The 9,088-nt window shown below is 52.1% G+C and carries 6 protein-coding genes; all 6 read left to right on the forward strand.

From position 1 onward, the window contains the following. Positions 1-7: 7 nt before the first annotated feature. The 6 genes from araA (at position 8) to rluA (ending at position 9,084) form a co-directional block, all read left to right on the forward strand. Positions 8-1,510, forward strand: a complete 1,503-nt coding sequence (araA, locus tag GBAG_RS16965; protein ID WP_034498417.1) for an L-arabinose isomerase — start codon at positions 8-10, stop codon at positions 1,508-1,510. A gap of 101 nt (positions 1,511-1,611) precedes the next feature. Beyond that, positions 1,612-2,307: an L-ribulose-5-phosphate 4-epimerase gene (gene araD / locus GBAG_RS16970; RefSeq protein WP_034498420.1), complete on the forward strand. Its 696-nt coding sequence runs from the start codon at positions 1,612-1,614 to the stop codon at positions 2,305-2,307. Between the two features lie 53 nt (positions 2,308-2,360). Beyond that, the gene (locus tag GBAG_RS16975) at positions 2,361-2,969 is read left to right on the forward strand and encodes a YdcF family protein (RefSeq protein ID WP_034498422.1); all 609 of its coding nucleotides are present in this window, start codon (positions 2,361-2,363) and stop codon (positions 2,967-2,969) included. 44 nt (positions 2,970-3,013) lie between these two features. Then, positions 3,014-5,374 carry a DNA polymerase II gene (polB, locus tag GBAG_RS16980; RefSeq protein WP_034498424.1) on the forward strand — a complete coding sequence of 787 codons (2,361 nt, stop codon included), beginning with the start codon at positions 3,014-3,016 and terminating at the stop codon, positions 5,372-5,374. 144 nt (positions 5,375-5,518) lie between these two features. Next, positions 5,519-8,425: an RNA polymerase-associated protein RapA gene (gene rapA, locus GBAG_RS16985; RefSeq protein ID WP_034498427.1), complete on the forward strand. Its 2,907-nt coding sequence runs from the start codon at positions 5,519-5,521 to the stop codon at positions 8,423-8,425. Further along, positions 8,425-9,084, forward strand: a complete 660-nt coding sequence (rluA, locus tag GBAG_RS16990; protein ID WP_034498430.1) for a bifunctional tRNA pseudouridine(32) synthase/23S rRNA pseudouridine(746) synthase RluA — start codon at positions 8,425-8,427, stop codon at positions 9,082-9,084. The genes rapA and rluA overlap by 1 nt, the downstream gene beginning before the upstream one ends. Positions 9,085-9,088: the final 4 nt, after the last annotated feature.

The following is a 9,088-nucleotide window of genomic DNA, read 5'->3' on the forward strand; positions in this document are numbered from 1 at the left end:
CATGACGATGAACATTTTTGAACAATATGAAGTGTGGTTTGTAATTGGCAGCCAGCATCTCTACGGTGCGGAAACGTTGCGTCAGGTGAATCAACACGCCGAGCAGGTTGTGAATGCGCTCAATAAAGAAGCCAAACTGCCGTGCAAGCTGGTGTTGAAACCTTTGGGAACCACACCGGATGAAATTACCGCTATCTGCCGCGATGCGAGTTACAGCGATAAATGCGCCGGTATGGTGGTGTGGCTGCACACCTTCTCGCCTGCAAAAATGTGGATCAACGGTCTGAGTATCCTGACCAAACCGCTGCTGCAATTCCACACTCAATTCAATGCGCAGATCCCATGGGGCAGCATTGATATGGACTTTATGAACCTGAATCAGACCGCGCATGGCGGCCGTGAGTTCGGTTTCATCGGCGCACGTATGCGCCAGCAACACACCGTCGTGACCGGGCACTGGCAAGATCCGCAAGCTCATCAGCGCATTGGTTCCTGGATGCGTCAGGCGGTTTCAAAACAAGATACTCGTCAGCTGAAAGTGGTTCGCTTCGGCGACAACATGCGTGAAGTCGCCGTGACTGATGGCGATAAAGTGGCAGCGCAGATGAAGTTTGGTTTTGCGGTCAACACTTACGCTGTGGGCGATTTAGTTCAGGTTGTAAACGCAGTGAGCGACGGGGACGTGAACGCATTAGTCGACGAATACGAAAGCAGTTATCGCCTGAGTGCTGCAGCCCAGATCAACGGGGATAAACGCCAGAATGTACTGGATGCCGCACGCATTGAGCTGGGGATGAAACAGTTCCTGGTTCAAGGCGGTTTCAGCGCCTTTACCACCACATTTGAAGACCTGCACGGCCTGAAACAACTTCCGGGTCTGGCAGTGCAACGCCTGATGCAGCAAGGCTACGGCTTTGCAGGCGAAGGCGACTGGAAAACTGCCGCTTTGCTTCGCATCATGAAGGTGATGTCAACCGGTCTGCAAGGCGGCACCTCTTTCATGGAGGACTACACCTATCACTTCGAGAACGGCAACGATATGGTGCTCGGTTCCCACATGTTGGAAGTTTGCCCATCCATTGCTCTTGCTGAAAAACCAATCCTCGATGTGCAACACCTGGGGATCGGCGGCAAGGACGATCCTGCACGTTTGATCTTCTCCACCCAAACAGGCCCGGCGCTGAATGCGAGCCTTATTGATCTGGGCGATCGTTTCCGCCTGCTGGTGAACTGCGTTGATACCGTCGAAGCGCCGCATCAATTGCCGAAACTGCCTGTGGCGAATGCACTGTGGAAAGCGCAGCCGGATCTGCCTACCGCATCCGAAGCGTGGATTCTGGCAGGTGGTGCGCACCACACCGTGTTCAGCCAGTCTCTGACGCTCGACGATATGCGCCTGTTCAGCGAACTGCACGGTATCGAACTGGCGGTTATTGATAACGACACCCGCCTGCCTGCGTTTAAAGACTCTCTGCGCTGGAACGAGGTTTATTACAGCTACAAACGTTAGTCAGAAGAACGGTGGATGGCGCGTGCGCCTTCCACCCTACAACTTCAAGTAGGTCGGATAAGCGCACGCGCCATCCGACACTAATTTGACCAGGACTTAATATGTTAGAAGATCTCAAACGTCAGGTACTCGAAGCGAATCTCGCGCTGCCGAAACATAATCTGGTCACCCTGACCTGGGGGAACGTCAGCGCGGTTGATCGGGAACGTGGCGTATTAATTATCAAACCTTCCGGTGTCGATTACAGCATTATGACCGCTGAAGATATGGTGGTTGTGAGCCTGGAAACGGGCGAAGTGTTGGAAGGCAATAAAAAACCTTCATCGGATACCCCCACTCACCGCTTGCTGTATCTGCAATTTCCGCACATTGGCGGGATTGTCCACACCCATTCACGCCACGCGACTATCTGGGCACAGGCTGGAAAATCCATTCCGGCCACTGGCACGACTCACGCGGATTATTTCTACGGCACCATACCTTGCACGCGCAAAATGACCGATGATGAGATCAACGGTGATTACGAATGGCAAACCGGCGAAGTCATCGTGAAAACCTTTGCTGAACGTGGAATTGATGCCGCACAAATGCCCGGTGTGCTGGTACATTCCCATGGCCCGTTTGCCTGGGGTAAAGATCCCGTCGATGCGGTTCATAACGCTATTGTGCTGGAAGAAGTGGCATATATGGGTATTTTCTGCCGACAACTTTCACCTGAATTACCGGATATGCAACAAACACTGCTGGATAAACATTATTTGCGTAAGCATGGCGCGAAGGCTTATTACGGGCAGTAAAATTCCCCTGAAGTTGTCGTGCTAGTTGCTGCAACTTCAGGTACAAATAGAAAATGAAGAAAAGAATATTTATTGCATTAGTGGGTTTTCTATTAAGCATCGCCTGCATAACAGCAAACTCCATTTATACTTTCAGTCAAAGAGATGAAACTCGCACGGCTGATTGCGCCATTGTTCTCGGGGCTGGCGTCAATAACCACGTCCCTTCAGCCGTTTTTCGAGAACGGCTCAACCATGCAATTTATATATACCAGCAAGGTTATGTAGGAACGATTATCTTAACCGGCGGCATAAGTCCCGGTAATACTATTTCCGATGCAGAAATTGCCAGGCGATATATTGTGTCGCAAGGCATTCCAGACGAAATAGTTTTGCTTGAAGAGAAATCCAGCGTCACGCGGGAAAATCTCAGCAATGCCAAACAGATTATGGATTCACATCATTTATATAATGCGTTAATTATCAGCGATCCATTGCATATGAAACGCGCCATCATCATGGCGAAAGACAGTAATATAGAGGCCTTTTCTTCACCCACACAAACATCCCAAATTAAGAGCACATATGCTCTTCTGCGTTTTATTAGCAGAGAGAGTTTTTACTATACGGGATACCTGGTTCGTCGCGTTTTCACTGTACATAAAATCAGTAATCCAGCTTAAAGTGGTCTATAATCAGACCACTTTTTCTTTTATGAGAATGCAGCGTGTCACAAGCTCGTCAGGGTTTCTTGCTTACGCGTCACTGGCGAGATACCCCGCTCGGTACTGAAGTTGAATTTTGGCTGGCAACGGATGATGGCCCGGTGAAGGTGCGTCTGCCGCGCCAGGAATCCGTGGCGTTTATCCCGCAATCACAACACGCCGAAGCGACACGCCTGCTCGCAAACGAAAGCCAGTATCGCCTCACCCCACTGCCGCTTAAAGATTTCCATCGCCAGCCCGTCTGCGGTTTGTACTGCCGTCAGCATCGGCAGTTAATGCGTATCGAAAAGTTATTGCGTGATGGCGGCGTTAAGGTTTACGAAGCCGATATTCGCCCGCCCGAACGCTTTTTGATGGAGCGCTTTATTACCGCCCCCGTCTGGTTTAGTGGCGAACAAAAAAATAATCTGGTGGTTGAAACGAAGCTGAAACCCGCGCCGGATTATCGTCCGCCGTTGAAATGGGTGTCGTTGGATATTGAAACCACTCGCCATGGCGAACTGTATTGTATCGGTCTCGAAGGCTGCGGCCAGCGTATCGTTTATATGCTTGGCCCGGAAAATGGGGACGCGAGTGGTCTGGATTTCACACTGGAATATGTCGCCAGCCGTCCGCTAATGCTCGAAAAGCTGAATGCCTGGTTTGCTGAACATGACCCAGATGTTTTGATTGGCTGGAACGTGGTGCAGTTCGATTTGCGGGTGCTGCAAAAAATGTCCGAACGTTACCAGGTCCCGCTGCGTCTTGGGCGTGAAAACAGCATTCTGGAGTGGCGCGAGCACGGCTTCAAAAAAGGGGTTTTCTTCGCGCAAGCCGCCGGACGGGTCATTATTGATGGCATCGAAGCATTGCGCTCTGCCTTCTGGAATTTCTCCTCTTTTTCTCTTGAGTCAGTTTCTCAGGAATTGCTTGGCGAAGGTAAATCTATTGATAATCCCTGGCAGCGCATGGACGAAATTGACCGCCGTTTTGCCGAAGATAAGCCCGCACTGGCGAAATATAATCTCAAAGACTGCGAACTGGTCACGCGGATTTTCCACAAAACCGAGCTGATGCCGTTCTTGCTGGAGCGCGCAACGGTGAACGGTTTGCCGCTGGATAAACATGGCGGTTCCGTTGCAGCATTTGGCCACCTTTATATACCTCGCATGCATCGCGCCGGTTACGTTGCGCCCAATCTCGGCGAGGTACCGCCTCAGGCAAGCCCTGGCGGATATGTGATGGACTCGCGGCCTGGGCTTTATGACTCGGTGTTAGTGCTCGATTACAAAAGCCTTTATCCGTCGATCATCCGCACGTTTCTCATCGATCCAGTTGGGCTGGTTGAAGGAATGGCACAGCCTGACCCTGAACATTCTGTAGAGGGTTTTCTTGGTGCGCATTTCTCCAGGACCACACATTGCCTGCCAGAGATTGTCGGGCAAATCTGGTCGGGTCGCGATGAAGCAAAACGACACGGCAATAAGCCTCTGTCGCAGGCGTTGAAGATCATTATGAATGCATTTTATGGGGTATTGGGCACCAGCGCCTGCCGTTTCTTCGATCCTCGCCTTGCGTCGTCGATCACCATGCGCGGGCATCAGATCATGCTGCAAACTAAAGCATTGATCGAATCTCAGGGTTATGACGTGATTTACGGGGACACGGATTCCACCTTCGTGTGGCTCAAAAAAGCCCATTCCGAGGAAGATGCCGCTCGCATCGGCCAGCAGTTGATGAACCATGTGAATGCGTGGTGGAAAGCGCATCTGCAAGAAACACAGCAACTCGACAGCAAACTTGAGCTGGAGTTTGAGTCGCACTTTTGCCGCTTCCTGATGCCGACTATTCGCGGCACGGTTGAAGGTTCCAAAAAGCGCTACGCCGGAATGATTCAGGAAAATGGCAAGCAGCGCATGGTGTTTAAAGGATTGGAAACCGTGCGCACGGACTGGACACCGCTGGCACAGGAGTTCCAGAAAACACTTTATTTACGGGTTTTCCGTAACGAGCCGTATCAGGATTACATCCGCGAAACCATCGCAAGCTTGATGGCGGGTGAGCTGGACGAGCAGCTGATTTATCGGAAACGACTGCGTCGTCCACTCAGTGAATATCAGAAAAATGTGCCGCCGCATGTGCGTGCTGCACGTCTGGCTGATGAGCATAATCAACGGCTTGGTCGCGCACCGCAATATCAGAACCGGGGGACAATCAAGTATGTGATCACAACCAACGGCCCGGAGCCGGTGGATTATCAAGAGTCCCCCCTGGACTACGATCACTACCTGACGCGCCAGCTCCAGCCAGTCGCCGAAGGAATTTTACCTTTCCTTGAGGATGACTTTGCTACACTAATGACAGGGCAATTAGGTCTATTTTGACGGTGACGAATCAATCGGCTTCCAGTACCATAGCGCCCTCCTGAATCATCCTTAAATCTACTTTTGAACTACCGCCCCCCTTTGCGCGCGGTCGTTTTACCATTGCCTGCAAATCTTAGTAACTGATAATAGAGCCGAAATCTTATGCCTTTTACACTTGGTCAACGTTGGATCAGCGATACCGAAAGCGAACTGGGACTGGGAACCGTGGTCGCTTTAGACACGCGAATGGTAACCCTGCTCTACCCTGCCACCGGTGAAAATCGTCTGTATTCCAGAAGTGACTCGCCTATCACACGCGTGATGTTTAACCCGGGTGATACCGTCACCAGTCATGAAGGCTGGCAACTCAAAGTTGATGAAGTTAAAGAAGAAAACGGTTTGCTTGCCTATATTGGCACCCGTCTGGATACAGAAGAAGCTGGCACGATGCTGCGCGAAGTATTCCTCGACAGCAAACTGGTGTTCAGCAAGCCACAAGACCGTCTTTTTGCCGGGCAAATCGACCGTATGGATCGTTTTGCCTTGCGTTATCGCTCTCGTGTTTACCAAAGCGAACAGTATCGCCAACCGTGGAGTGGCCTGCGCGGCATGCGCACCAGCCTGATCCCGCACCAGTTGAACATCGCTCACGACGTGGGTCGTCGTCATGCGCCACGCGTGTTGCTGGCTGATGAAGTCGGTTTGGGTAAAACCATCGAAGCCGGGATGATTTTGCACCAGCAGTTGCTGGCTGGCAGCGCTGAACGCGTATTGATCGTCGTTCCGGAAACTCTGCAACACCAGTGGCTGGTTGAAATGCTGCGCCGCTTTAACTTGCGTTTCTCGCTGTTTGATGACGAGCGTTACGCAGAAGCCCAACACGACAGTGATAACCCATTCGAAACAGAACAACTGGTTATCTGTTCTCTGGATTTCGTGCGTCGCAGCAAGCAACGTCTTGAACACCTGTGCGAAGCCGAATGGGATTTGATGGTTGTCGATGAAGCGCACCATTTAGTGTGGAGCGAGAATGCGCCTAGCCGTGAATATCAGGCGATTGAGCAACTCGCCGAGCATGTTCCGGGCATCCTGCTGTTAACCGCAACGCCTGAGCAGTTAGGTATGGAAAGCCACTTCGCACGCCTGCGTTTGCTGGACCCAAGCCGTTTCCACGATTTCGAGCAGTTTGTTGAAGAACAGCAACACTACCGCCCGGTAGCAGATGCCGTTGCATTATTGCTGGCAGGTAACCACCTGACCAACGATCAGCTCAATATGCTGAGTGAGTTGATTGGCGAGCAGGATATCGAGCCTCTGCTGCAAACTGCGAACAGTAACCGTGAAGGCAGCGATGCTGCGCGTCAGGAACTGATTTCCATGCTGATGGACCGCCACGGGACCAGTCGCGTGTTGTTCCGTAACACCCGTAATGGCGTCAAAGGTTTCCCGAAACGCGAACTGCATACCATCCGTTTGCCGCTGCCAATGCAGTATCAAACCGCGATTAAAGTGTCCGGCATTATGGCGGCACGCAAATCGGTAGAAGAACGCGCCCGCGATATGCTTTATCCGGAGCAGATTTATCAGGAATTTGAAGGCGATACTGGCACCTGGTGGAACTTCGACCCGCGTGTTGAATGGCTGATGGGCCACCTGACCAGCCACCGTTCGCAAAAAGTGTTGGTGATTTGTGCCAAAGCCACCACCGCCTTGCAGCTTGAGCAAGTGCTGCGTGAGCGCGAAGGTATTCGTGCTGCCGTGTTCCATGAAGGTATGTCGATTATCGAGCGTGACCGCGCCGCGGCCTGGTTTGCCGAAGAAGATACCGGCGCACAGGTATTGCTGTGCTCTGAGATTGGTTCCGAAGGGCGTAACTTCCAGTTTGCAAGCAACCTGGTGATGTTCGATTTGCCATTTAACCCGGACTTGCTGGAGCAGCGTATTGGCCGTCTGGACCGTATCGGTCAGGCGCACGATATTCAGATTCACGTTCCTTATCTGGAAAAAACCGCGCAATCGGTACTGGTGAAGTGGTTCCATGAAGGGCTGGATGCATTTGAGCACACTTGCCCGACCGGCCGTGCGATTTACGATAACGTTTATCCGCAACTGATTGAGTTCCTGGCCGCACCGGAAAATACCGATGGTTTCGATGCGCTGATCAAGCTGTGCCGCGAACAACACGATGCGTTGAAACTGCAACTTGAGCAAGGCCGTGACCGCCTGCTGGAAATCCACTCCAACGGCGGTGAAAAATCACAGGCGCTGGCGCAGGCCATTTCTGAGCAGGATAACGACACTAATCTGGTCAGCTTCGCCCTGAACTTGTTCGATATTGTCGGCATTAATCAGGATGATCGCGGCGACAACATGGTGGTACTGACGCCTGGCGATCACATGCTGGTGCCGGATTTCCCTGGCCTGCCGGAAGACGGTTGCACGATTACGTTTGAACGTGAAGTGGCGTTGTCTCGTGAAGATGCGCAGTTTGTCACCTGGGAGCACCCAATCATTCGCAACGGCCTGGATTTGATTCTGTCCGGCGATACCGGTAGCTGCGCACTGTCTTTGTTGAAAAACAAAGCGCTGCCGGTGGGGACCTTACTGCTGGAACTGGTGTATGTCGTTGAAGCGAAAGCGCCTAAACAGCTGCAACTTAATCGCTTCCTGCCGCCGACTCCGGTGCGCATGCTGGTTGATAAAAACGGCACTAACCTTGCGGCTCAGGTCGAGTTTGAAAGCTTTAACCGCCAGTTAAGCACCGTGAATCGTCATACTGGCAGCAAATTGGTGAACGCCGTTCAGCAAGATGTTCACGCGATTTTGCAACTGGCAGAAGAGAAAGTGGAAGCGGCTGCGCAGGTGTTGATCAAAGCGGCGCGCGAAGAAGCAGATGAGAAGCTGAGTTCTGAACTTTCCCGTCTGGAAGCGCTGAAAGCGGTTAACCCGAACATTCGTGATGACGAACTCGAAGCCATCGAAAGCAACCGTCTACAAGTGCTGGAAAGCCTTGCGCAGGCCAACTGGCGTCTTGATGCGTTGCGTCTGATTGTGGTGACACACCAATAATGTTAATGGAACCCTATAACCCACCCACTGATCCCTGGTTGGTCATTCTGTATCAGGATGAGCACATCATGGTCGTCAATAAGCCTTCGGGCTTGTTGTCTGTACCGGGCCGTCTGGATGAGCATAAAGACAGCGTGATGACGCGTATTCAGCGCGACTTCCCGCAGGCAGAATCAGTGCATCGTCTGGATATGGCTACCAGCGGCGTGATTGCCGTGGCGCTGACTAAAGCAGCAGAGCGCGAACTGAAACGCCAGTTCCGTGAACGTGAGCCGAAGAAACAGTATGTGGCGCGGGTTTGGGGTCATCCTCAGCCAGAAGAGGGGCTGGTAGATTTACCGCTTATTTGTGACTGGCCAAACAGGCCAAAACAGAAAGTGTGTTATGAAACCGGCAAAGCAGCACAGACGGAATATCAGGTGCTGGAGTACGCGGCGGATAACACCGCTCGTGTGCTGCTAAAACCGATTACCGGGCGCTCACATCAGTTGCGCGTGCATATGCTGGCAATGGGACACCCGATTCTGGGCGATCGTTTTTACGCGTCACCTGAGGCGTTAGCGATGGCGCCGCGTTTGCAGCTCCATGCGGAAATGCTGACTATCACTCACCCTGAGTATGGAACACCCATGACGTTCCGCGCTCCGGCTGATTTCTAAATCC

Origin of the sequence: Buttiauxella agrestis ATCC 33320, assembly GCF_000735355.1 — a bacterium.
Classification (GTDB): domain Bacteria; phylum Pseudomonadota; class Gammaproteobacteria; order Enterobacterales; family Enterobacteriaceae; genus Buttiauxella; species Buttiauxella agrestis.

What these genes read in the sequence shown, in the direction of transcription:
- GBAG_RS16975 (WP_034498422.1), top strand. Translation starts at nt 2,361, where the DNA reads ATGAAGAAAAGAATATTTATTGCATTAGTGGGTTTTCTATTAAGCATC.
- rapA (WP_034498427.1), top strand. Translation starts at nt 5,519, where the DNA reads ATGCCTTTTACACTTGGTCAACGTTGGATCAGCGATACCGAAAGCGAA.
- araD (WP_034498420.1), top strand. Translation starts at nt 1,612, where the DNA reads ATGTTAGAAGATCTCAAACGTCAGGTACTCGAAGCGAATCTCGCGCTG.
- araA (WP_034498417.1), top strand. Translation starts at nt 8, where the DNA reads ATGAACATTTTTGAACAATATGAAGTGTGGTTTGTAATTGGCAGCCAG.
- rluA (WP_034498430.1), top strand. Translation starts at nt 8,425, where the DNA reads ATGTTAATGGAACCCTATAACCCACCCACTGATCCCTGGTTGGTCATT.